The following is a 25,978-nucleotide window of genomic DNA, read 5'->3' as shown; positions in this document are numbered from 1 at the left end:
GAAGATTCTAGCTCGCGATACGGTAATTTTATAAGTCATATTCTTGCGTATGCTGTTAATTTTTAAATTAAAACCAGCCGCATCATTTATACGTTTTTTTCAACCTTCAAAATTGAAGTTTATCTCAAACGCATTTTATATGAAGCATTTCTAATTACAGTGCCTTTGTTATCACATTAAACTTTTTATAAACAAACAGACCATAAGCTTAGAATTGAAATAGCAATATAAAAATAGTTTCTTATTCACCTAACACAACAAATCAAGAAACTATAATTCAGAATACGATCAACTTATTAAATGGAATCTCTGATAATAAAAATGCATAATCCCTATCCCCCGGTGATCTAACTACCTTATCTATTAAACAGATTCTTCATCAATCATCGAATAATTATAGATTTGCAAACACATCACTTCTTTTCAAAAATTAAACCCTCCAACAAAATTTTACACTCTATTGATAATATATTCTAAAAGCTCATATTTGAATGCTTTTTTCCCTTGTTTTTACTTTTCATTATAAACTTGAAAGTGTTATACAAGTAGTATCGCTTAAAAGAAAAAGGATTTCTAATGGTAAAGATCAAAGTAGAAAACCCCGTTGTTGAACTTGATGGGGATGAGATGACCCGCATCATCTGGAAATATATCAAAGATAAATTAATCCATCCCTACCTCGACATTGATCTAAAATATTATGATCTTTCCGTCGTAAATCGTGATGCAACCAATGATCAGGTAACTATCGATTCTGCCAATGCTATCAAAAAATATGGGGTTGGTATAAAATGCGCAACCATCACACCTGATGAGGCACGCGTTAAAGAATTTAACCTAAAAAAAAATGTGGAAATCACCTAATGGCACAATCCGCAATATTTTAGGAGGAGTCATTTTTCGCGAACCCATTATCTGTAAAAATGTCCCTCGCCTTGTTCCTAACTGGACAAAGCCAATTATTATCGGACGTCACGCTTTTGGTGATCAATACAAGGCAACAGATTTTAAATTTCCAGGAAAAGGGAAATTAAGTATTAAATTTGTCGGTGATGATAATCAAGTTATTGAACATAATGTTTTTGATGCTCCAAGCGCAGGGGTTGCCATGGCTATGTATAACCTTGATGAGTCAATTCGTGATTTTGCCCGCGCATCCTTTAATTATGGACTACAACGGAATGTTCCAGTTTATCTTTCAACAAAAAATACCATTCTAAAAACTTACGATGGTCGTTTTAAAGATATCTTTCAAGAAATATTCGATACGGAATTTAAAACTGAATTTGAAAACCGTAAATTATATTACGAACACCGTCTTATTGATGATATGGTTGCTTCTGCATTAAAGTGGTCAGGTGGATACGTATGGGCATGTAAAAACTATGATGGTGATGTCCAATCTGATATTGTTGCCCAAGGCTTTGGTTCTCTGGGTCTCATGACTTCTGTTCTCATGACACCTGACGGCAAAATTGTTGAAGCAGAGGCAGCACACGGCACCGTAACACGCCATTATCGTCAGCATCAAAAGAATGAAGAAACATCAACGAACTCTATTGCATCTATTTTTGCATGGACGCGTGGACTAGCGCACCGTGCTAAACTAGATAACAATGAGAAGTTAAAAAACTTTTCCACGACATTGGAAGAAGTTTGTATTAAAACCGTCGAAGAAGGTTTTATGACCAAAGATCTCGCACTTTTGATTGGGCCTAAACAAAAGTGGCTTTCTACAACAGGTTTCCTCGATAAAATTGATGAGAATCTCAAAAAAGCAATGAGCAATTAAGTTATTACTTAAATTAAAATTCAAAGCTCTAAACAGAGCTTTGAATTTCTCTTGGCAAATTCAAAGAAGTACCTTATAAGTAAAAAGAGGATAGATTTTTATTAAATAGCAAACAACAGTGAAAAAACAGGGCTGGTCTGCGCTTTTATTGGGTAAAAATGGTCTTTGCTTTTTAACGTTTACAGGTGGAGTTGTGTTACACGCCACCAACGTTTATATTGTTATTACTATTTTACCCTCTCTTATGAATCATATTGGCAGTGAAATATATTATTCTTGGGTGGCTACTGTCTTTATTACAGCTTCACTCGTGGGTACTTCACTTGCAACAAAAATATTAGGGAAATTAGGTCCTCGCAATGCGTATGTTATTTCTGGACTTATCTTCACCCTAGGCACTTTTATGTGCAGCATTTCTTCATCTATGCCATTGTTTTTAATAGGACGCTTTATTCAAGGATTTGGAAGTGGTTCTTTGTTATCCCTATCCTATTCCATGGTACGGATTGTTTTCAGCCCATCTTTATGGTCACATGCATTAAGTATTATCTCTGGAATGTGGGGAATATCAACCTTGTTAGGACCAGCAATCGGGGGGCTTTCTGTATATTATGGGCTATGGCGAGCATCCTTTTTGATCATTGGCGTATTAGCTATATTTTTCTCACTCATCGCCTTTAAATTTTTACCAAAAAAGAATGAAAACGATGTTCCAACACCCCCTCTTCCTCTTCTCCAGCTTTTCACACTCACCTTATTGATTTTTATTATTTCTGTTGGAGGGGCTATGGAGTCTACAATAGCAAAAATTTGCGGATTAGTTATCGGACTTAGTCTTCTTTTTGTTCTAGCAAAAATCGAATCATCTACCCCTCATCCTATGTTGCCTCGCAAATCCTTTTCTTTCTCTTCTGAAATCTTTTCTGTTTACGCATTGATACTCGTTATGACAACAGTCGTATACAGTATAGAACTTTATTTTCCACTTTTTCTTCAAGAGCTTCATGGGCAAGCTCCACTTATTGCTGGTTATATAGCAGCACTTATGAGCCTAGGGTGGACATGTGGAGCCATCTCAAGTGCTGGTCTCTCCACAAAAAAAATTCGCAACATCATTGTATACTCGCCCCTATTAAAACTGTTAGGCATAATGATTCTTTTATGGCTCATCCCAACAGAAGTTTCCGCGCTTGAATATATTTTTATTATTTGCTTAGCACTGTTTTCTATTGGAATCAGTGCGGGCATAGCATGGCCACATTTGCTCACAAGGATCTTACAATGTGCAAATGATGAAGATGCTCTCCGTGCCAGTGAATCCCTTACCTCTGTACAACTATTTTCAGCAGCCTTAAGTGCAACTCTAGCAGGAGTCATCACCAATCTTGCAGGCCTCTTTAATCCTGGAGGAACAATAGGAATGATCTTAGCAGCAAAAACTCTTCTTATAGTGCTCATGGGTCTTTTATTTTGTCTTGCTATTCCATTAGCACTGCGCATTTCTTACTTCATATTGAAAAACCCAACAGGACATTCCAATAACTAAAAATAAATATAAAAATTCCTTCTTCATTTAAAAAATGAAAAATATTAAGCATGCTTCTCCATATACCATGAGATGCAAAAAACCATTAATCCACACAAAGTTAGAACACTTCCTAAAACAGCTGTATATTCATAACTATAGCCCAATTTTAAAACTAATGCTCCAGATTCAGCACCAAGAGCGTTGGCAATATTAAAAGCAGACTGCATTAATGCTCCTGCCAAAATCTGTCCCTGTAGTGCAACATCCATAATTTTTGTTTGTATAGAAGGCATAGCAGCAAAAGAAGTTCCAACAAAAAAGCATCCTATTGCCGCTGTTAACGGAGCATAGGATAAAAAGAAAAAAAGAAAAAAAACAAATACGCTCCAAAGCATAGAGAAAAATATCATCGGTGAAATGCCAATTTTAACAGCTAATTTAGGCCCCAAGAGATTTCCTATCACCATTCCCAATCCAACTAACGGCATAATAAATGGTACCCACTCAAGTGAAACACCAGAAATATGCATTAATGTTGGCTTGATATAAGTGAAAACAGAAAATAATCCTGACGCTCCCACCGACACCATCAACAAAAGAAGCCACACCTGCTTTTGCTTTAATACACCCATTTCTTGCAAAGGATTCGTTTTTGGAAAACTTGAATCACAAGGAAAAAAATTCCAAATAAGCAAGCTACACAATAAAGCAATCATACCCACAAGGATAAAAGCAATCTGCCAACCAATAAGTTGACCAATCCAAGTAGCACTGGGTGCTCCCAAAACGGTTGCAATTGTTAAGCCGAGCATAACATATCCAACAGCTTTAGAACGTTCTTTCATTTCTACCATTGAAGAAGCAACCATAGCCGCAAGTCCAAAATAGATTCCATGGGGAAGTCCACTGAGAAAGCGTAATACTACTAATATGCTAAAATCAGAAAAAAAGGCACTAGCAATATTTGCTAAGGCATAAAAAAGCATTAATCCCATCAAAACAGTTTTGCGTGATACCTGAGCTGTTGCCACAGCTAAAAGAGGTGCTCCAATCACAACTCCTAATGCATAAGCAGAAATATATTGACCAGCGGTAGGAATATCAACATAGGAACTTCGTGCCATCTCTGGCAGTAGCCCCATTGCGACAAACTCTGCAGTACCAATAGCAAAACTCCCCACGGCAAGAGCTAAAATTATTAAACGCCGTATTCTCGAATCAATTCCCAATGCAAGAACCTTTTGTTGATAAAAATCCTCCATACTATCACTTCTGGATAGGAGTTTTAACTGTAAATATCTGTAATACACACAAACAAAAATTCAAAACATTATTATACGCATGCCCAATAGTCCCCAATAAAGTTTTAGAAATATTTTGATATATAAAGCATTTTATAGAGTTTTAAGTAAGATTCTTTAATGGAAAATCTTTGAAAACCTCAAGATCATAGACGTATTCACCTATTTCTATCAGATCTACCAGATAATAAACTTTGTCTCCTCTTTTCAGCCATTGTAATTTTACAGTGAAAACTTTATTTTGCAACGATATACTATATCCTATAAATAATTCTAAAATTTGCCGAAGAATGCATTTCAAACAAGTGAATAATATCTCATCATTATCTTGATACAAAGATAAAACTTCTCCCCCAAAATTATTGTTGCTTTATTTTGCTACCTGAATACAGATTCCCCAAATCGATAAGCTATAATTTCAACTTTAGGCCATTCTTATAAATTATTATAGAGTCTTTTAAAAATTCTCATGATAATAGTGCTTGGTTTCTAGATTTATTAAATACCCTCTTTTAGACATCTTTACCCCTCCCTCATCTAACAGAGGAATCGCATCAGATATCTAACTCACTATCTGTAAATTAAAATATTCACGTAAATATATTATGATTATTTTCAGATAAATTCTATAAACAAAGCAAAAAACAAATATAATAAATTTTTTATAAGTATGTTTATTGATGTTTTATAAACATGACAATTACCGTGATTAATATTTAATTTATTATGACATAATATCTATATTTTTATTATATAAATAATATTACATAAATCTATTTTAAAGAATATTTATATATAAAAACTTAAAAAATAAAATTATAACATTTTAAATGTTGTAATTTTATTTTAGTTTTATTTTAATTTTCTAAAAATTTATCTGTTCGATTGTATATAATCCATTCTTTACCTTTAGTAATAAAAAACACAAAGTAGCTCATAAAAATACAATTTTCATACTTCTTTAAGAGTTCGCTAACGCCTCATTAACATTGTTGCTGTAAACAGTCATCAGAAACAGAAAAACTGTTTTTCTCCGGATCAGGTAGCGCGTACCGGAGTAACAGTTTCTGTTTTTATCTAGTAATTAGAAAAAGAATATGTGCCCTATAAAACCGCACTGTTATATCCTAAGATAGTGGAATTTTATAATTTTGGAAGATGTTTCTAATTTCATTTTTTAGCTAAATTTGTAAGTGTGAGAATAAATTCAATAAAAAAATGAGGTGCTATATTACGATTAATATTTTAGCGTCCTTGTGCCCATAGAGCACGCGTTTCAGCGCAAAAATCGGCATAACAGCCTTCCTCAATGGCATCACGAATTCCCTGCATAAGTTGTTGATAATAAAAAAGATTATTCCACGTCAACAACATCCCCCCAAGAGATTCACCAGATTTAATCAAATGATGCAAATAAGCACAACTATAATCATGTGCTGCTGGACAAAGTGACTGTGGATCAAGAGGAAGTGGATCTTCTGCATAACGCGCATTACGCAAATTAATTCTACCAAAGCGGGTAAAAGCTAAACCATGACGTCCTGCACGCGTCGGCATAACACAATCAAACATATCAACACCACGAGCAACACTTTGTAAAATATCATCAGGTGTCCCTACTCCCATAAGATAGCGTGGTTTATCCTCTGGTAAAATCGGACAAGTAGTATCCAATACTGCTGTCATAACACTCTGCGGCTCACCAACAGCAAGCCCTCCAATAGCGTAACCTTTTAAATCTATTTCTTTTAATGCTTGAGCAGAACGTTCACGCAGTTTCATATTATCACCACCTTGAACAATCCCAAACAATGCTTTATCTGGCTGCTCTCCAAAAGCTGTTTTACAACGCAGCGCCCACCGCAATGAAAGTTCCATAGCTTCTTCCATTTCTTTTTCAGTTGCGGGTAATGCAATACATTGATCCAACTGCATCTGGATATCCGCACCAAGAAGTTCTTGAATTTCGATAGAACGCTCTGGACTCATTTCATAGTAGGCTCCATTAATGTAAGAACGAAAAATCACACCTTGTTCAGTAATTTTACGGATTCCCGCCAATGACATAACCTGAAAGCCACCAGAATCGGTTAAAATAGGTCCGCTCCAGCGTGAAAATTCATGTAATCCTCCTAAACGCGCAACACGTTCAGCTCCTGGACGTAACATTAAATGATAAGTATTCCCCAAAATGATATCTGCACCAAGATCACGAATTTGATCCATATACATAGCCTTAACGGTTCCTGCCGTCCCAACAGGCATAAATGCGGGTGTACGAACACATCCTCGCCCCGTTATAATTTCGCCTCGACGTGCATACCCATCTTGAGCAATTTTTCTATAATGAAATGTCTTTATCATAACTCTCGTCTTTTTGATTCCATCAATGCATATCTCTATAGAAAGAAAAAAGATATCCCCTTACGAGCATTGTCAAAAGCTTTATGAATTAATTTTTGATTCGCTCAATATTGTAATCAGCATCAAAAATTAAACGAGATAAAAGAACATTTCTTGTTAAGAAACCACCATAATAAAAGTGATAATCTAGCTCCCAAAAAATAGTAAAATCCTTGTAATACCATACCTCAAAATACCTACGCTTATCCTTAACAGAACTGCAAAATTATTATCACAATAATTTCATCTTCACATACTTCCATAAGCAGTAACTTTGTACCCATAGAAGAAAATTTTGAACGCATTGTACAGCTTACATATTCTTTAACTTTTACAGATAAAAATTTTTCATCTACTGGGCACAGCGATCCTCACGCTTAATAAAAACGCAAATGAGCATAATCACTTATCCACTCACAATATTGAGACAGCTCTTGGCATTAGAGATAATTCACAAAAGAAATTAAAGTGTAAATAAAAATACTTTAAAAAACTAAAAATGCTTTTTGTAAAGATTCTCAAATACAAAAAGCTCTATCGTAACATTAGAGGCTGAAAAAGCGTATGATGGTACCCGCTTGCTCCTTCATAAGCTTTAAAGAAGGTGGTACATAATAGATTTTATACTATTTATAGCTTTAAAACTATACATGCCATGAATATCATCGTGGAAGTGAACGTTGATATGTACTAAGAAATGCTTCTTAAAAAACACGTAAATACGCAACACAAGTGTATTCCGTTTGGAGCATTCCTCTATTAAAAAACGAGAAAAATAAAAGCGTAAGTCCATGCATAATCTTCATTATTTAAAAGATATTGCATTAGATACTTTTAAAAAAGTAAAGTTGAGTTAAAAAGGAGATGGCAAGACTAGCCATTTGTTTCACTTCTGCGCCTTTATTATATTCTTCTAAGATTAAACTGTCTTCTTATTTTAAAGATTACGCCAATATATATAAATGCTGGTTTTCCACCTTGCTAGGAAAACTGGATGAGCGAGTAAAGCTCTTATCCATCTTAATATGTGTTTCAAACATGCTTCTGCATTAGGATTGGATGTTGATTTACGAGCAGAAACAAAAGCACACGCTCTCTTAAGAAAGTAACATCATAAAACCATTAAGACCGACAATGGATTGAAGAGAAATGCCGAATTTTTTATAAAACACTTTGCCAAACAACAACCATAATACAACAGACTTTGCGTTTTCTTATTCTGACAGGTGTTTGTACAAATCCGTTACGTTATATTCTTCAGGAAGATCCGATTGAAGAAAATATATGGACAATGCTTAGCTCGAAATTATAAAAGGTAAGCGTGATACTACAAAAGAGTTTCGTGTGCCTTTATTGATCAGAAAAGAGTACTTTTTCTTAGAAACTTACAATTGAAATCAGTATAGTTTATACTATTCTACATCCGCAGCAATAATGGCTTTGGTAATTGAATCTGGATCTGCAACAGGTTCACCACGTTTAATTTTATCAACATTTTCCATACCTTCAACAACCTGCCCCCATATGGAATATTGACGATCAAGCCACGGAGCATCTGCAAAACAAATAAAAAACTGAGAGTTAGCAGAATTTGGATTCTGACTCCGTGCCATAGAAACTGTACCACGCTTATGAGAAAGATTTGAAAACTCTGCTGTTAAATTTGGTTTTTCTGCCCCCCCCATACCAGCACGTGATAAATTGAATTTTTCACTATCCTTCTTTCCAAATTGCACATCCCCTGTTTGCGCCATAAAACCATCAATAACGCGATGGAAAATAACATTATCATAAGCACCTTCCCGTACCAGTTCTTTAATACGTGCAACATGACAAGGTGCCAAATCAGCAAAAAGCTCAATAACAACTCTGCCCTTTGTTGTTTCAAGAATTAAAGTATTCTCTGGATTTTTATTCTCAGCCATATGGAAAGCTCCCTTGATTCATTTCTCAACTTGTAAAGTAGCAGCATTAATAACATCAGGATTTTTTACAGATCCATTATTACTTGTCGTACCTTTTTTTATTTTATCAACAACATCCATCCCCTTTATAACCTCTCCAACAACCGTATACTGACCGTTTAAAAAAGCAGCATCCTCAAAACAAATGAAGAATTGAGAATTCGCGGAATCCGGATCTTGTGATCGTGCCATCCCAACTGTACCACGCTTAAACGGCTGTTTTGAAAACTCTGCCGGTATATTGGGATAATTTGAGCCACCCATACCAACGCGTTTCAGATCAAAATCTCTACTGCCTTTTTTTCCAAATTCTACATCACCAGTTTGCGCCATGAAATTAGGAATAACGCGATGAAACACAACATTATTATAGGCCCCCTCCTCTGTTAATCTTTTGATTTGCGCAATATGTTTTGGCGCCAAGTCAGGACGCAGACGAATAATGACATCACCATCTTTGAGAGATAAAATAAGAAGATTTGCGTCATTTGCTGGGCTAGAATTACCAGCGACAGCGAACAATGAAAAAAAACAAAACACACATATCAAAACAGCAAAAATTCTACGAGACACACTTATTCTCCCCTAAAAGATTGGTATTTCGAGCTTAAAGCTTGTGCAACATTGGGCGGTACAAATGGTGTCACATCACCTCCCATAGAGGCAATTTGGCGTACCAATGTAGAAGTTATCGCGCGCCCAGAAACACTTGCCGGCAAAAAAACAGTTTGCAATTCAGGAGCCATAACACCATTCATTCCTGCCATTTGCATTTCATAATCAAGATCAGTACCATCACGCAATCCACGAATGAGAAATGAAGCACCAACTTCACGCGCCTTCTCAATGAGAAGGTTGCTAAATGAAAGAACCTGCAATCGATTAGAATCTGCACCAAATAAGTCTTTCCCTACCTGCGTAATGAAATCAACACGCTCTTCGAAGCTAAAGAGTGTTTTTTTGTCAGCCTGTATCCCTATAGCGACGACCACCTTATCAGCTAACACAAAACACCCTTTCAAAACATCAAGATGACCATTTGTAAGAGGATCAAAAGAACCCGCGTAAAGAGCAATTTTCATGACTTTACTCCTTCCTCTTAAAAATTATTTTTCTTCGCTCATATCAACTGTATCAGAATGCTTCTCACCTTCATCATCTAATGAACTCGTATCATCTTCAGGTTCAGAAATACGTTCAACCGATACGACTCTTTCACCTTTGGCTGTATTAAAAATTGTGACTCCCTTAGTTGAGCGCCCAGCAGTACGAATTCCCTCAACAGGGACACGAATAAGCTGCCCCCCATCTGATACCAACATAATTTGATCTTGCGCCTTCACCGGAAAAGCCGCTACTAATTTACCAATTTCAGCTGTTTTAGATGGATCTGTTGCGCGAATCCCCTTTCCGCCACGTCCCGAAATCCGGAACTCATAGGAAGAAGAACGTTTACCATAACCAAACTCACTCACTGTCAAAAGCATTTGTTCACGTGCATGAAGTTCTGCATAACGTTCATCTGTTAACTCTGTTTCAGCACCCCCATCTTCTTCATCAAAAGTTATAACATCTTCAACATCAGCATCTGCACCAGAAGCACGCCGTTCATTCATTACACGTTTAATATAAGCAGAACGCTCAATGGACGTCGCCTCGACATGCTCTAAAATTGTCATCGAAATGACTTTATCGCCTTTAGCTAAATTGATACCACGAACTCCCACAGAATTACGCCCAGCAAAGACCCGAACATCAACAACTGGAAAACGGATACATTGTCCTTTGGCTGTTGTTAGAACAACATCATCATGTTCTGTACAGGTTTCAACAGAAAGAATTTCATCTTCTTCATCAAGTTTCATCGCAATTTTACCATTACGATTAACCTGAACGAAATCTGATAATTTATTACGACGCACAGTTCCACGTGTTGTCGCAAACATAATATCTAATGCACTCCAGCTCGCTTCATCTTCAGGCAAAGGCATAATCGTTGTAATACGCTCACCTTGTTGTAAAGGAAGCATATTGATCAAAGCCCGCCCACGCGATTGGGGTGTCCCCAGCGGCAGCCGCCAAACTTTTTCCTTATAAACAATCCCACGTGATGAAAAGAAAAGAACCGGAGTATGCGTATTGGCAACAAACAACCGCGTTACAAAATCCTCATCCTTCGTGGACATACCAGAACGCCCCTTACCACCACGTCGCTGTGCACGATAAGTATTAAGAGGCACACGCTTAATATAGCCACTATGGCTTACCGTTACCACCATATCCTCTGGTGCGATCAGATCTTCACTCTCCATCTCAGCGCTACCAAAACCAAATACGGTACGTCGCGGCGTTGCAAATTCCTCACGAAGAGCACTCAACTCATCCTTAACAATAGACATAATGCGTACGCGTGATGCCAAGATCTCAAGATAGTCAGCGATATCCACGCCAATTTTATTCAATTCATCAGCGATTTCATCACGCCCAAGGGCTGTCAATCGTTGCAAACGCAATTCTAAAATAGCACGCGCCTGTTCTTCAGAGAGGTTATAAGTACCATCCTCATGAATAATATGACGAGGATCATCAATAAGTTTAATCAAAGGCGCGACATCCATCGCTGGCCAGCGTCGCTCCATTAACTGTGCACGTGCTGTCTGCGGATCAGGAGCTTTGCGAATAAGCGCTATAATTTCATCAATATTGGCAACAGCAAGGGCAAGGCCAACCAAAACATGTGCTCGCTCACGCGCTTTACGCAAAAGATATTTTGTTCGCCGACTGACAACTTCTTCCCGAAAAGAAACAAATGCACGAAGCATATCAAGCAACGTCATCTGTTCGGGTTTTCCCCCATTCAAAGCAACCATATTACAACCAAAGGAAGTTTGTAGCGGCGTATACCGATATAATTGGTTTAAAACAACTTCCGCAACAACATCTTTCTTCAGCTCAATAACAACCCGATATCCATCACGATCAGATTCGTCACGCAAATCAGAGATTCCCTCAATGCGTTTATCGCGCACCAATTCAGCCATTTTCTCAATCATTGTTGCCTTATTAACTTGATAAGGGATCTCACTCACAATAATTGCTTGTCGACCACTGCGAATTTCTTCGATCTCAACTTTAGCACGCATAATGATTGAGCCACGCCCTGTTTCATAAGCTGCACGAACACCAGAGTGGCCAAGGATAATACCCCCTGTAGGAAAATCCGGACCAGGAATAATTTCAATTATTTTATCGAGTGTGATATCGGGATTATCAATCAAAGCGATACAACCATCAACGACTTCACCAAGATTATGGGGAGGAATATTGGTTGCCATTCCCACAGCAATTCCCCCTGACCCATTAACCAAAAGATTGGGAAAACGCGCTGGTAAGACAACCGGTTCACGCTCACGCCCATCGTAATTATCCTGAAAATCAACAGTATCTTTATCAATATCAGCTAAAAGTTCTTCTGAAACTTTTTCTAAACGACACTCAGTATAGCGCATAGCCGCGGGTGGATCACCATCAACGGAACCAAAATTTCCCTGACCATCAATTAATGGATTTCTTAAAGAAAAGTCCTGCGCCATACGCACTAATGCATCGTAAATTGAAGCATCACCATGGGGATGAAATTTCCCCATAACCTCACCAACAACACCAGCAGATTTACGATACGACTTATTGAAAGAAAGCCCCATCTCATTCATAGCATGAAGGATACGTCGATGAACAGGCTTAAGACCATCACGGACATCAGGGAGTGCACGTGAAACAATCACGCTCATCGCATAATCGAGATAGGAGCGTTGCATTTCATCAATAATACTGATTGGTTCAATACCGGTTAGCACATCACGTTCTGGGTGTGGAGTAAGATCGGTCACAATTTCAAAACTTTCAAAAAAGAATCATTTCACTTTATTTATAGCGAAAAATACACAAAAATGCTAATTTCTCTCCCATGACAAAAAAGAAATTTAACAATATTTTTCAAGATGTTATTAATTTATATTTTAAATTACCAATAATAATTAACAATTTTCACTTCGCTAAACTTCAAAAATCTGAAACAAGCAAACCATAAAATGATCATAATACTGCAATTTAAAGACTCTTAAAAAGGGACGTCATCATCTAATTTGTGTGAAAAACTTTCTCCCAATTGATTATTATTTTGACCAAAAGCATTTCTCTGATTTGAGTGACTATCGGCAAAGCCACCACTATAACTCCCCCCTTGACTTGCTCCTTGCTCCCCGCTCGCAGCTCCCCGCCCATCAAGCATTTGTAATTCGCCACGGTACTTTTGCAAAACAATCTCTGTTGTATAACGATCATTTCCATTTTGATCTTGCCATTTTCGTGTCTGTAACTGCCCCTCAATATAAATTTTGCTGCCTTTTTTTAAATATTGCTCTGCAACTTTGACAAGGTTTTCATTAAAAATAACAATACTATGCCACTCAGTGCGTTCTTTTCGCTCATTTGTATTCCGATCGCGCCAACTTTCTGAAGTAGCAATACGCAGATTCGCCACTTGATCACCAGAATTCAAACGGCGGATTTCAGGATCCGCACCAAGATTACCAATCAAAATAACTTTATTAAGGCTACCAGCCATCGCATAAACTCCAAAATTTTAATTTGTAAAATACTCTGTTCTATAACAGTTATAACCCTCTTGACCTTCAATTTACATGTCGCAATTGACCATCAATATGGGTATTGCTATCCTTTACCAATATTGTATTCAGTGTAATTATAACAAAAGATGATAAAAACGCATAGTTTATTCCACCACGAGAGAATAAAAAGCTGCTCATTTGTATTTTTTTCACAAAACTTATACCTTCCTTTTGCATTAAAGCAGTTAAACACATTATAATTCTAAAAAAACAGTTTTATTCCATTTTAGGTGCTCAATTTTTGCCACATATGCCAAGGATAAAGTATGACTCATCAAAAATATATCTCCATTCGCGGTGCACGTGAGCATAACCTTAAAAATATTGATCTCGATCTGCCTCGTGATAAACTCATTGTTATAACAGGACTTTCTGGATCAGGGAAATCATCCTTAGCGTTTGATACAATTTACGCTGAAGGACAACGCCGCTATGTCGAAAGCCTTTCAGCCTATGCACGCCAATTTTTGGAAGTCATGCAAAAACCCGATGTCGACCGCATAGACGGTCTCTCTCCAGCTATCTCCATTGAACAAAAAACAACCAGTCGCAACCCTCGTTCAACGGTAGGTACCGTTACTGAAATCCACGATTACATGCGTCTTCTCTTTGCACGTATTGGTATTCCTCATTCTCCTGCAACAGGACTTCCTATTGAAAGCCAGACAGTAAGCCAAATGGTGGATCAAATTATGGCCTTACCAGAAGGAACGCGAATTTTTATTATGGCACCCTTAGTGCGAGGACGAAAGGGAGAATATAAAAAAGAGCTAACAGAACTTTTAAAAAGAGGATTTCAACGCGCTAAAGTTGATGGAAAATTCTATGAAATCGCTGATATTCCACCTCTTGATAAAAAATATAAACACGACATCGATGTCGTGGTAGACCGCATTGTTGTACAGAAGGATATCACCTCTCGCTTGGCTGATAGTATAGAAACCTGTTTACAGCTAGCAAATGGGCTTGCCATAGCTGAAATGGCAGACCACCCCTTAGCACAAAAAGAAACGACAAAGGAATCTGCTCATAAATCAAAAAATGATACACACAAACGGCTCATTTTTTCAGAAAAGTTTTCCTGCCCTGTATCGGGTTTTTCTATTCCTGAAATTGAACCACGCCTTTTTTCGTTCAATAATCCTTTTGGCGCCTGTCCTCTCTGCGATGGACTGGGCATAAAAAAAGCAATGGATCCACTGAAAATTGTGCCCAATAAAAATCTTACCCTCAAGAATGGCGCCATTGCCCCTTGGGCTAAGTCAGATTCACTTTACTATAAACAAACCTTAGAAGCATTAGGAAAAGCTTACGGTTTCAAACTCACAGATCAATGGTGTGAACTCTCTAATGAAGCACAACAGGCTATTCTCTACGGTACAAAAAGAGATGAAATTTCTTTTATCTATAAAAATAATTCTGGTTCGCATAAAACGACCCAACCCTTTGAAGGAATCATCCCTAATATGGAGAGACGCTGGAAAGAAACCGATTCTGCTTGGTCTCGAGAAGAAATCGAACGTTATATGTCTTCTTCGCCCTGCCCAGCTTGTCACGGTTATCGTTTAAAACCAGAGGCACTTGCTGTAAAAATAAACGGAATGCATATTGGGCAAATATCAGATCTTTCTATTCTAAAGGCAGATGATTGGTTTGCCAATGTTCATCAATATCTCACAAAAAAACAACGTAATATCGCCGTACGTATTTTAAAAGAAATTCGTGAACGCTTGGCTTTTTTAAATCATGTAGGATTGGAATATCTTACCTTGTCTCGAAATTCAGGAACGCTTTCAGGGGGAGAAAGCCAACGCATTCGGTTGGCATCCCAAATTGGTTCTGGTCTTACAGGCGTTCTTTATATTTTAGATGAACCATCTATCGGTTTACACCAACGCGATAATGAACGCCTGTTGGAAATGCTGCGCCATTTGCGTAATCTTGGCAATACAGTTATTGTTGTTGAACATGATGAAGATGCTATTCTCACAGCAGACTATGTTGTCGATATGGGGCCTGCCGCAGGCGTTCATGGTGGAGAAATCATAGCGCAAGGAACACCGCAGGAAATTATAGAAAATTCAGCCTCTCTCACAGGCCAATACCTTTCAGGAAAAATGGCTGTTAAAATGCCGACAGAGCGACGCAAAATATCAAAAACGAAAACACTTAAAATCATCGGCGCCAAAGGCAATAACCTCAAAAATATCAATGCGAATATTCCTCTTGGAACCTTCACATGCATAACTGGTGTTTCTGGAGGAGGAAAATCAACATTTCTTATTGAAACGCTTTTCAAAGCAGCATCACATCATATCATGGGCTCTCATCACAGCCCTGCCAGCTATGACAAAATTGAAGGATTAGAATTTCTTGATAAAGTCATCGATATCAACCAGTCTCCTATTGGACGCACCCCACGCTCTAATCCCGCAACCTATACAGGTGCTTTTACACCGATTCGTGAGTGGTTTGCCGATCTTCCAGAATCAAAAGCCCGCGGTTACAAAGCTGGGCGTTTTTCATTTAATGTTAAAGGAGGACGGTGCGAAGCATGTCAAGGTGATGGAGTCATCAAAATTGAAATGCACTTTTTACCTGATGTCTATGTTACTTGCGATGTCTGTAAAGGAAAACGCTATAACCGAGAAACACTAGAAATAAAATTCAAAGGACAGTCTATAGCCGATATTTTGGATATGACAATTGAAAAGGCAGAGGAATTTTTCCAAGCTATTCCCGCTATTCATAATAAAATGGAAACTCTCATTAAAGTAGGATTGGGTTACATAAAAGTAGGACAGCAAGCAACCACACTTTCTGGTGGGGAAGCACAACGTGTAAAACTTGCGAAAGAACTTTCTCGTAAAACAACGGGACGTACACTCTATATTTTGGATGAACCGACAACAGGTTTACATTTTCATGATATTTCCAAACTTCTTGAAGTGCTTCACGAACTAGTCGAGCAAGGCAACACAGTTATAGTCATTGAACATAACCTTGATGTTATAAAGACAGCCGACTGGATTATTGATTTAGGACCAGAAGGTGGAGATCGCGGTGGTGAAATTGTTGCAATTGGACGCCCTGAAGACATCATTAAGGTTCCCGCTTCCTATACGGGAAAATTTCTAAAACATGTTTTACTGCGCCCATCTCTCTATAATTCCAATTCTTAGAAACGCTTTCTATTGTAAAATACAGCATACTAACAAAGCCTGTACTTTTATTATTACCTGTAAACCAACACCTAATTCCAGTGGTGCAACACGTTTGAAGCAAAGACTAAAAACAATTTAGCGCTTTATAAGCTGTTTCAGTTGTCGTATTGCCAAATAGGAACGCGCACATAATTGCGTATTTATTCTCTGTTTTGTTTATACCTGAAACGACCAGACAACCTAAACTGGGAAGAATATGAAGTTTTAAGGGTATAAATAAATTTCTATATTTCCATTTCCTTTTAATTTATCTTTATGATTTTCCAAGGCATCCACAGCAATATCTTATAATGAAGATTGCCATTGCTTCACACTTTTATTTATCGCGTTCCTTAATGAAGATCACATTCCTCACGAAGGAACAAAACGCCCCAAACGGAATATATTTGCGTTGCCAATTCCCACATCTGTTTTAAAGAAACATTTCTCAATGCTCTCAAGCCCATTTCACAACGGCTCCTATGAATGCTATAATGATAAACTCATTATTATACACCACCATCTTTACATTTATGAATCGGCATCATCACACTCTTTTCCAATATTTGTCTTCCCTACTCCCTAATATTGTAAAGCCTTTAATTATCGAAAGCTTTCATAAAAAGCATTTTATTTCTTTTTTCAAATGTTGTTATCCACACACTCATAACTATTTATGATATATAAAAGTATCGTTTTGATTGATTGACGATAAAAAGATCTAAAATGAGAAAATCTTACGCTATTAGAGTTTCTCATTCAATGTGGAGAGCGTCTAATTATCCTTATAAGTCAAGATATTATCTAATAAAAAAGAAACAAAACTCTTTTATTATATTATTTGAATTCTGTATAAGAATTGTAAGTTTTTTTCCCAAAAAACAGTATTTGGCTGTATTCTACAAAAGAAACTCTCCTAACAGAGCATAGAGTGTCATTATTTTCGACTTTTTGTGCACAAAGTATCTGTTGGACATCTTACAGTTGTCAATATAATGTGATGCAGTCTAAAAAGACAAAATAACGTTGGAGATAATTTCAGCATGAAAAAAATTGAAGCCATTATAAAACCTTTCAAACTTGATGAAGTGAAAGAAGCGCTTCAAAAAATTGGGTTACATGGTATTACAGTAACAGAAGCGAAAGGTTTTGGTCGTCAAAGGGAACATACAGAACTTTATCGTGGTACGAAATATGTTGTTGACTTTCTACCTAAAGTAAAGATTGAAATTGTTGTGTCCGATGAAAAACTGGAACAAACTGTTGATGCAATACGTAAAGCAGCTCAAACCAAACATATAGGGGATGGAAAGATATTTGTCTTTTCCATTGATGATGCAATTCGTATAGGCACAGACGAAACCGGTATCGATGCCCTTTAATAAATAACAGGAAAATTCACTTTTTTATCCACCTCAACGCCATATTAAGGAAATTGAATATGACAACCGCATCAGATATTATCAAACAGATTACAGACAACGAAATCCGTTTTGTTGATTTACGTTTTACTGATCCACGAGGAAAATTGCATCACATTACAATGGATATCGCAGAGATCAGCGAGGATACTTTTAGTGATGGTGTCATGTTTGATGGTTCTTCAATTGCTGGTTGGAAAACAATTAATGAATCTGACATGGTTTTAATGCCAGATCCAGCAACAGCACATATTGATCCTTTTTTTGCTCAATCTACTTTGGTCATATTTTGTGATGTACTTGATCCTGTCTCTGGTGAGTTTTATCGTAGAGATCCTCGTTCTATCGCCAAAAGGGCTGAGGTGTATATGAAATCTTTAAACATTGGAGATACAATCAATGTGGGTCCAGAAGCAGAGTTTTTTATCTTTGATGATGTGCGCTATAAAACGGACCCTTACAACACAGGGTTTAAACTCGATTCAAGTGAACTTCCCTCTAATGATGATACGGAATATGAAACAGGAAATCTAGGGCATCGCCCACGAATAAAGGGAGGCTACCTTCCTGTTCCGCCGATTGATTCCTGCCAAGATATGCGTTCTGAAATGCTCACAGCACTCAAAGATATGGGTGTACAGGTCGAAAAACACCATCACGAAGTAGCAGCGGGCCAACATGAATTGGGTATTCGTTTTGATACACTTGTTCGCGAGGCTGACAAGATGCAAATTTTTAAATATGTTGTACATCAAATAGCAAACAGTTATGGGAAAACAGCAACCTTCATGCCAAAACCAGTTTTTGGTGATAACGGCTCTGGAATGCATGTCCACATTTCCATTTGGAAAGATGGCAAACCCATTTTTGCAGGAAATGAATATGCTGGACTATCAGAAACCTGTCTGTTTTTTATCGGTGGTGTTATTAAGCACGCAAAAGCAATAAATGCTTTTACCAACCCATCTACAAACTCCTATAAACGTTTGGTTCCTGGTTATGAAGCTCCTGTTCTTCTTGCCTATTCAGCACGTAATCGTTCTGCATCTTGCCGTATTCCAATGAGCTCCTCACCAAATTCAAAACGCGTAGAAGTTCGTTTTCCAGACCCAACAGCAAATCCCTATTTGGCATTTGCAGCCCTTTTAATGGCTGGTCTTGACGGTATCAAAAACAAAATTCATCCCGGACATGCTATGGATAAAGATCTTTATGATCTTCCCTTAAAGGAACTTAAAGAAATCCCTACTGTTTCAGGAAGCCTGCGTGAAGCGCTTGAAGCACTCGATAAAGATCGTGGCTTTCTTAAAGCTGGCGACGTTTTTGATGATGATCAGATTAATTCCTTCATTCAAGTAAAGATGCAAGAAGTTTTGCGCTACGAAACAACACCCCATCCTGTTGAATTTGATATGTACTATTCTGTTTAAACATATCAATACGTATTCCTTTGATTTTCAAAATGGAGGTCAAAGCCTCCATTTTTGTGGATATTCTTCTCATGCAAGGGCGCAAGAGGCTTTTTGCTCATCTGCTTTTCCTTTATAATATGTTGAATCTCTTCAAATGAATTAACAAAGGTTTCTAATGCCGCGAATTTGTTTTCTCGTTCCCGTTCTTTTATGCATTGTCTTTATCACATCAACAACTAAAGCACATACAATAACCAACCAAAAACTTACAACTCTTGAGAAAGCAACATCTGCTTATAGTAAAGCACTTAAAAATGCCGATGCAAATGCCATCTTAAATGCTATTCCTCCCCAAGTCATCAACCGCTTAACCGCCCAAAAAAATCTTAATCAATCACAATTTCTACAAATCATGAAAAGCCAAATAGAACGGTTGGCAGAAAGTTACAAGATTGAAACGATCAACATTGATCAAAAACAAAAACGTGAAGGTACCCTTGATAATGGTACCCCTTATTTTGTTATACCCGTGGAGCTTGTAACCACAACAAATGCTGGAAAAAAATGCTCTATTCAAACTGAAATTATTGCCCTACTTCACGATAACCAATGGTATTTTATCCGTGGTAATGACGAAGCGCTCTTAACCATAACCAATGAACTATTTCCTGGACTTGATAAAGTAAAAACCAATCCTCAAAAAGTCACAAAAATACTCTGAGCGAAAAGAATGCACGTAAATAAAAGATTTTCCCCTATAAACAAGTTGTAACAATTGTAGCAGCAGCCTTAAATTCAACTTTTTTATGAGAACGGCGTGCTATTGTTTCTTTATCCGTTCCCCATTGCTCCATCATCCAATCTTCATCTAAATAGGCAATAGACCAAGCATGATCAGCATCAATGTTTCCCGCTGCAACAGCAAGAGCAATGAGAGCAGATCCCGTTAATGTTGTCATCATATGAAGTGCAGCAAGCATATAAGCAGACTCAACTCTACGTAAATAATTACTGACTGCTTGAAGTGCTTCTGGTGATTGTTCCACATGCATCAGCCCTTCTGTCAAATAAAACCTTGCACCCAGTTTTTTTTCTGCCCAATCTAATAAAGGATCCCATTGCTCAGATTGTTTTTGCACCAACTCTTTAGGTGTTTGTGCACGATAAAAGATCATATCACATGCAACGAAACGCAATAAATCTTCAAAAACCGCCTGCATATCATCAGCGATACCATCAATAACAGTATTAACCAAACGCGTCATCGGCATTTTTGCAGGATCAACAACGTGCTTTTGGTTCTCAAATTCCTGAGCAACATATTCAGCAAACACTTCTGTTGGCACATGAAAATGACGCCTTGCGGGCGTTTTTACAGGACGTTCATCCAACAAAATCGTAAAGCCGCCCTCCTCACAAGCGATCTTCACTTGCTTATAAAACCGTTTTGGGTGTGATTGGAATGAAAGATTTTGAACCTTTTGAACAGAACTCTTCTTATTCAATGGCATATCAACATGATCCAAAATCTCACGCATATTTGTTTACCTCTGATCTTTTCAAAAAAAACGACTGTTTCTTTAGGTTCTGTAGCTTGAATAAGGTTTAATCTGACCTTCTTAACGATTCCAAAGAAGAAAAAAATCTTACCAATCTCAATCTGATTTAAGAGTTATATTTCATGTTTCTTTTACAAACAAGACAATGATGATTGCCTTTTATATATTTAATACAATCATAATAGTAAAACAATTTCTAAAAGTATTATCTTAATTAAGAAGTTAAACATATTGAGTTTTATGGCAAAGATGTTCATGCCTTACCAATTTGCTTATTATTCACCTACAATAGTATTATCAATATGAACAGATTCAAAAACGCTGCTCATCCAAAAAATGATAGAGCAGTACGGTTTACGTGTCATTCACCTTCGCTTAACCATTTCAATAATTCTCTAACATATCCAATAAATACCCTGCATAGAATTTTTCTGCTCAATTACTCCCCTAAAAGACGCTGTTTTACGGCATGATAGAATAATGAACAGACAAAATTATAATTGTAAATTTTCTTTCATATATACATTATTTTATAAAGCACTAAATTACTTAACGCATTGTTCTTGATATACTCTATCATATCACACTAATTTAAATTTAGTCGCATAATTAAAAGAATAGAGATTATGTAATCTGAAAATAATGCTTTTATCTATACACTTGGCCCTGCAGATACTAACTGTGCAGCAGCAACACAGTGGTGGCTTGACAATCACAATAAAAATATTTTGTCCACTGACTCGAGATCCCGTATTATATAATACGCAACTCTTGAAGAAGCATTTAATGAACTTGCTCAAACAAAAGATGCTTATCTCTTAAGTTGTGCTGCTTACCCTGATTTGCATACACTCATATTTACCCGTTTAGGTGATATGCAATTATTTGACAGCTTTATCATGCCTACTCACTCTATGGTTTTAGCTAAACGCAATAACGCTGATGAAATTAAAACCATAGCGTCTCATCCTGCCCCGCAATCTCTGGTAGCTCATCAATATGACAAAGTATTTGCCAACAGCAATGCTGATGCAGCCGTTCTTTGTAAGGCTGAAAAAGCAGATGCTTGTATCACAACATCGGTTGCGGCAAATCGCTATAGGCTGAGTATTGTCGAAAATTTTGGACAAGTGCCAATGGCCTTTTTGCTCCACTCACTAAAGTCAACTCATCATGAAAAAATCTGAAGCGCTTCTTTCCATTGTTAACTTGGTTGACAAATTCCGTATGCGCCAAGAACGAGATGGGAGCATTAAAGAACCAACTTCAGCAGATAATAATATGATCAATGAATTGATCACTCTGCTGAACCACCATGCCAATATTCTTGACGGATTATCTCCAAAACTTTTAGCGACCACTTCTGATGATCTTCATCAGTGGATGATCAGCGGTTTAACGACCCCTCCTAAATTTGATAACACTTTGGCTGCTTTCAAAGCCCCATTACCAGATGCGCCCTTGTTTTTCTTGGCTCCAATGCGTGCAACAAATGGACCTGATCCAGAAGGATTCCGGCTGGAATTAGTTACAGGATATCGTCATGAAACGGCCTATCTTGCTGACGCCTCAAAATATACAAATAATTATGTATCACCATTTCAATGTATAAAAATGGGAATAGCATCAAGAGGTTTTTTAGAAGGCAATTGCATTGTTCTATTCCCAGAATCTGTAGCAGCTGCTCAAAAAATTGATAAGCAAGCATTTGCTTTGTTTTTTTTTCAGTAAATTCTTTGATATTTACAACAAGCAAACAATTGTGGAAGCTGAACGTTTACTCGGTCGAGATAGTAAATTCCTGTTCGGTCAATTGCATAGTCGTAACTTATCTAAAGAAGACATTTACGATGCTCGCTGTTTGTGGGGCTATTATCATGACTATGCACATCATACCGGACCGCGGCCATTGGATAAAAATCTGTATATAAAATTAAATTGGTTTACAGGTCTTCTAGAAGAAACTAAAGTTGATTTAATTACAGTGCGTATTATGCTACAAAATCATCCAAAATTTTGGAAAGAAATAACTGAATTTATCCTATTAGAACGCATATTTCGTTATCCAAAAGATTCTGATCAGCATATGACATTCGATGCTGGTACAGGGATCTTGCTTTTTGAAATATTGATGCGGAACAAAGCATTGATTGAAACAAATTAAGGTTATCTTCAATTTGATTTGGAGCGTCTTGAAAAAGTAATAATATTGATGATAGCAGATATAGAAGCACTTGAAGCATTAGATGATGACGCTTATTTGGCAGGAGCTAAAGATTATATCCAAAATAATCTTGGTAAGCCGCAAACTTCACAGTCACGATTTAATTTTTCAACATCATCTTATGCACAGCGAGTGATTAGAGGATTAAATCATTGAGTTTTATAAAAGGACGATTATTATTATTTACTTTTGCCATTCTAGCATTGTTTTCCATAAGTTGGTTATTATCTAAGAATTTGGTTAGCAATATACCCGTCATGCATGCGGTTGGACTTAGGTTGTTTGCCACCGCTGCCACCTTATGGCTGATTGCAATATTTCGTGAGAAAGCTGTTTTCAGATCCCTACCATTGCTTTCCATGATACCTTCTTTTTTAATTCTCTCAGTGTTAGGATTTTCGCTGTATTTTGTATGCAGCTTTGGTGCATTAAAATCGCTCAAAGCCAGTGATTTAACCATGGTGCTCGCTACTATTCCAGGAATTACTTATATATTAGGTGCATTGACAAATGTCCTTAAATTCTCATGGCTGAAGCTTAGTGGAGTGATAATTGTCAGTGTAGCAGCTGTAGTATTCAATATAAATAGTGGAGAAGGTGGATATTATAACCTGATAGGAGTAGTGCTTGCCTTAACAGCAGCACTTTCTTATTCTGCTTATGGCTTATTGTCTAAACGTTATCTTAAAAATCTACCTTTGCTCACCTCACTGGCTTGGATCACGACAATTTCTGCAGCATCATTTATGCCATTATTTATTTTTGATCCTGCCCCACTCTTCTATCTTAAGTTAGAAGATATATTTAAAATATTGATTTTAGGAACTGTTTGCTCGGCACCAGTTTACGTATTATATCAAAAAGTTTTAGCCGAAGGAGGCGTATTATACGCCAACACTATCGGCGTATTATCCCCTTTTGCAGTGATTGCATGTGAATGGATAATCGGCTCGAGCCCTTCTCTCAATATGATCAAAATAATTGCTATGATTGTAGTTGTTATAGGGATGACACTCTTATTTATAGATGCATCAAAGGTATCTACATGGCAACATAAACGCCATTCTCAAAACTCCAAATTTAATGAGGAAACAAAATGAAAAAACTCGCGTTAGTTTGCCAGCGCAATGCAAAATTACCATTTATATTTGAAGCAGCACAAGCAGCTAATATCGAATTAGTAATGATCTATGATACCGCTGAAAGCGTTCCCTCTCAACACCCCGCAGCAGTAACTTCAACTTGGCAACTTCCTGTTTTTGATAACCCAGAGGCAGCTCTAGACACTTTTGCAACGGAAGCAAAAGAACGCAATATTTCTGGGGTTATGACCCTTCGCGAAGAAGCCATCCTATGGACAGCTTTGGCTGCAAAAAAAATCAATACTCCAAGTATTGAACCAGAAGTAGCAGCATTAACCAGAAATAAATATCTCATGCGTCAAGCTTTCGCTAAAGCAGGCTTAAGAACACCAGGATTCTTTTATATAGATCATCTAGAAGACCTATCACAAACACAAGCCTTGGATTATCCACTCGTTATTAAACCCGTCTCTGGATGGGCAAGTACAGGCGTAATGTTAGCTAAAAATTCCGCCGAACTTCCTGATCTCATTAAAGCCGTATGGAATGTTCAGCATAAAGACATGGCACGTTTTAATGATAAAAATAAACCTGTAGGTTTAGTAGTAGAACAGTATTTGCCAGGAAAAGAGTTTGTCGTAGAATGCTTTGTTGATACAGCAGGTGTACACGTTCTGGCCATTGGAGACAAGGGACAGCCTGAGGGACCATGGTTTGAAGAAACAATTTATCGTCAACGCTGTGATATAGATGATCCTTTAATTATTGCTTTATGTGAGGCGGCATGCTCTGGAGTTAAAGCTCTTGGTATAAATATAGGTGCTGCCCATGTAGAGCTACGCCTAGATGCTCATAATTTACCTTATATCATTGAGATTGGCGCTCGTATAGGTGGATCGGGTGTCTCCCATTTTATTGTTGAGCAAGGTACAGGGATTTCATTTGCAAAACTATGTATGAATGCCGCTTTAGCTGAAAAAAACTTAGACCTTCCCGATATACTCCCAGCTGAAAAAGTGGCGGCAAATTATATTATTCCTCTTCGTGGTCATGGACGGTTTTCTGGATTTTTAGGTCTCGATAAGGTTGCACAGCATCCTCAAACCGCCAGAACTATCATTTTCTTTGAAACCAATCATCTTTCACCACCTCCACCAGCATTTGGTGGATATCCTGGTTTTATTTTCTCTGTTCATAACTCAAACGAAGAAGCACGCAATTACCACAAATGGCTCGATGACACCTTAAGCATCATATGGCAAAACATTGATTTATAATGATAATTTATCTTTATTCATATTGAATAAGAACCCCGATATTGTAGGATTTTCTCATTTTAATCTGTTTATCAGATGGACAAATTTTTTAAAACATTTGAGAAATGCTATAGTAGATAAA

The 25,978-nt window shown here is 37.3% G+C and carries 19 protein-coding genes and 1 pseudogene; 12 read left to right on the top strand and 8 right to left on the bottom strand.

The features are described 5' to 3' along the window. Positions 1-576 precede the first annotated feature (576 nt). Both ACFIMM_RS00390 and ACFIMM_RS00385 read left to right on the top strand, forming a co-directional pair. Positions 577-1,792, top strand: a pseudogene (locus ACFIMM_RS00390) (NADP-dependent isocitrate dehydrogenase). A gap of 118 nt (positions 1,793-1,910) precedes the next feature. Beyond that, positions 1,911-3,338, top strand: a complete 1,428-nt coding sequence (locus ACFIMM_RS00385) for an MFS transporter (protein ID WP_375629058.1) — start codon at positions 1,911-1,913, stop codon at positions 3,336-3,338. A gap of 44 nt (positions 3,339-3,382) precedes the next feature. Here ACFIMM_RS00385 and ACFIMM_RS00380 read toward each other — a convergent pair whose 3' ends face one another. The 7 genes from ACFIMM_RS00380 to ssb all read right to left on the bottom strand — a co-directional run bounded on the left by ACFIMM_RS00380 (position 3,383) and on the right by ssb (position 13,615). After that, on the bottom strand, positions 3,383-4,582 hold the full coding sequence (locus ACFIMM_RS00380) for an MFS transporter (protein WP_375681400.1): 1,200 nt from the start codon (positions 4,580-4,582) through the stop codon (positions 3,383-3,385). A 1,284-nt stretch (positions 4,583-5,866) separates the two neighbouring features. Further along, positions 5,867-6,985, bottom strand: a complete 1,119-nt coding sequence (tgt, locus tag ACFIMM_RS00375; RefSeq protein WP_375629052.1) for a tRNA guanosine(34) transglycosylase Tgt — start codon at positions 6,983-6,985, stop codon at positions 5,867-5,869. A 1,451-nt stretch (positions 6,986-8,436) separates the two neighbouring features. Further along, positions 8,437-8,949, bottom strand: coding sequence for a peptidylprolyl isomerase (locus ACFIMM_RS00370; protein ID WP_375611520.1), 513 nt, complete (start codon positions 8,947-8,949; stop codon positions 8,437-8,439). 18 nt (positions 8,950-8,967) lie between these two features. Beyond that, complete coding sequence (locus ACFIMM_RS00365; RefSeq protein ID WP_375645830.1) at positions 8,968-9,561, bottom strand: peptidylprolyl isomerase; 594 nt, start codon at positions 9,559-9,561, stop codon at positions 8,968-8,970. A gap of 2 nt (positions 9,562-9,563) precedes the next feature. After that, a complete protein-coding gene (gene coaD, locus ACFIMM_RS00360) occupies positions 9,564-10,070 on the bottom strand; it encodes a pantetheine-phosphate adenylyltransferase (RefSeq protein ID WP_375611518.1) in 507 nt (168 codons plus the stop codon). 24 nt (positions 10,071-10,094) lie between these two features. Further along, positions 10,095-12,878 (bottom strand): DNA gyrase subunit A, encoded by a 2,784-nt coding sequence (gene gyrA, locus ACFIMM_RS00355; protein ID WP_375629047.1) that lies wholly within the window; start codon positions 12,876-12,878, stop codon positions 10,095-10,097. 230 nt (positions 12,879-13,108) lie between these two features. Further along, positions 13,109-13,615 carry a single-stranded DNA-binding protein gene (ssb, locus tag ACFIMM_RS00350; RefSeq protein ID WP_375611516.1) on the bottom strand — a complete coding sequence of 169 codons (507 nt, stop codon included), beginning with the start codon at positions 13,613-13,615 and terminating at the stop codon, positions 13,109-13,111. 330 nt (positions 13,616-13,945) lie between these two features. Here ssb and uvrA point away from each other — a divergent pair, with 330 nt between their 5' ends. The 4 genes from uvrA to ACFIMM_RS00330 all read left to right on the top strand — a co-directional run bounded on the left by uvrA (position 13,946) and on the right by ACFIMM_RS00330 (position 20,436). After that, complete coding sequence (gene uvrA / locus ACFIMM_RS00345) at positions 13,946-16,861, top strand: excinuclease ABC subunit UvrA (protein ID WP_375611515.1); 2,916 nt, start codon at positions 13,946-13,948, stop codon at positions 16,859-16,861. Positions 16,862-17,925: 1,064 nt separating this feature from the next. Continuing rightward, positions 17,926-18,264 (top strand): P-II family nitrogen regulator, encoded by a 339-nt coding sequence (locus ACFIMM_RS00340; protein ID WP_015856528.1) that lies wholly within the window; start codon positions 17,926-17,928, stop codon positions 18,262-18,264. A gap of 59 nt (positions 18,265-18,323) precedes the next feature. Continuing rightward, entirely contained in the window at positions 18,324-19,733 is a 1,410-nt protein-coding gene (gene glnA, locus ACFIMM_RS00335; RefSeq protein WP_375611514.1) for a type I glutamate--ammonia ligase, read from the top strand. A gap of 157 nt (positions 19,734-19,890) precedes the next feature. Beyond that, the gene (locus ACFIMM_RS00330; protein ID WP_375629043.1) at positions 19,891-20,436 is read left to right on the top strand and encodes a hypothetical protein; all 546 of its coding nucleotides are present in this window, start codon (positions 19,891-19,893) and stop codon (positions 20,434-20,436) included. 34 nt (positions 20,437-20,470) lie between these two features. Here the strand turns inward: ACFIMM_RS00330 and ACFIMM_RS00325 are convergent, their stop codons facing one another. Continuing rightward, positions 20,471-21,253 (bottom strand): ATP12 family chaperone protein, encoded by a 783-nt coding sequence (locus tag ACFIMM_RS00325; protein WP_375629042.1) that lies wholly within the window; start codon positions 21,251-21,253, stop codon positions 20,471-20,473. Between the two features lie 896 nt (positions 21,254-22,149). Between ACFIMM_RS00325 and ACFIMM_RS00320 the strand changes: the two genes are divergently transcribed. The 6 genes from ACFIMM_RS00320 to ACFIMM_RS00295 are packed head-to-tail and all read left to right on the top strand — an operon-like array spanning position 22,150 to position 25,857. Next, the gene (locus tag ACFIMM_RS00320) at positions 22,150-22,461 is read left to right on the top strand and encodes a prephenate dehydratase domain-containing protein (RefSeq protein ID WP_375611511.1); all 312 of its coding nucleotides are present in this window, start codon (positions 22,150-22,152) and stop codon (positions 22,459-22,461) included. Beyond that, positions 22,448-23,005 carry a DUF6421 family protein gene (locus tag ACFIMM_RS00315; RefSeq protein ID WP_375682502.1) on the top strand — a complete coding sequence of 186 codons (558 nt, stop codon included), beginning with the start codon at positions 22,448-22,450 and terminating at the stop codon, positions 23,003-23,005. The genes ACFIMM_RS00320 and ACFIMM_RS00315 overlap by 14 nt, the downstream gene beginning before the upstream one ends. A gap of 31 nt (positions 23,006-23,036) precedes the next feature. After that, the gene (locus tag ACFIMM_RS00310; RefSeq protein ID WP_375682501.1) at positions 23,037-23,438 is read left to right on the top strand and encodes a hypothetical protein; all 402 of its coding nucleotides are present in this window, start codon (positions 23,037-23,039) and stop codon (positions 23,436-23,438) included. An 18-nt stretch (positions 23,439-23,456) separates the two neighbouring features. Next, complete coding sequence (locus ACFIMM_RS00305) at positions 23,457-23,654, top strand: hypothetical protein (RefSeq protein ID WP_375683092.1); 198 nt, start codon at positions 23,457-23,459, stop codon at positions 23,652-23,654. Then, positions 23,651-24,598: a DMT family transporter gene (locus ACFIMM_RS00300; RefSeq protein ID WP_375613117.1), complete on the top strand. Its 948-nt coding sequence runs from the start codon at positions 23,651-23,653 to the stop codon at positions 24,596-24,598. The genes ACFIMM_RS00305 and ACFIMM_RS00300 overlap by 4 nt, the downstream gene beginning before the upstream one ends. Beyond that, complete coding sequence (locus ACFIMM_RS00295; RefSeq protein ID WP_375682499.1) at positions 24,595-25,857, top strand: acetyl-CoA carboxylase biotin carboxylase subunit family protein; 1,263 nt, start codon at positions 24,595-24,597, stop codon at positions 25,855-25,857. The genes ACFIMM_RS00300 and ACFIMM_RS00295 overlap by 4 nt, the downstream gene beginning before the upstream one ends. Positions 25,858-25,978 lie beyond the last annotated feature (121 nt).

The sequence above is a fragment of the Bartonella sp. AP258QHHD genome (assembly GCF_042196145.1).
GTDB lineage: Bacteria > Pseudomonadota > Alphaproteobacteria > Rhizobiales > Rhizobiaceae > Bartonella.
Note: the sequence above shows the minus strand (reverse complement) of the source record. Positions and strands in the feature narration are given on the sequence as shown.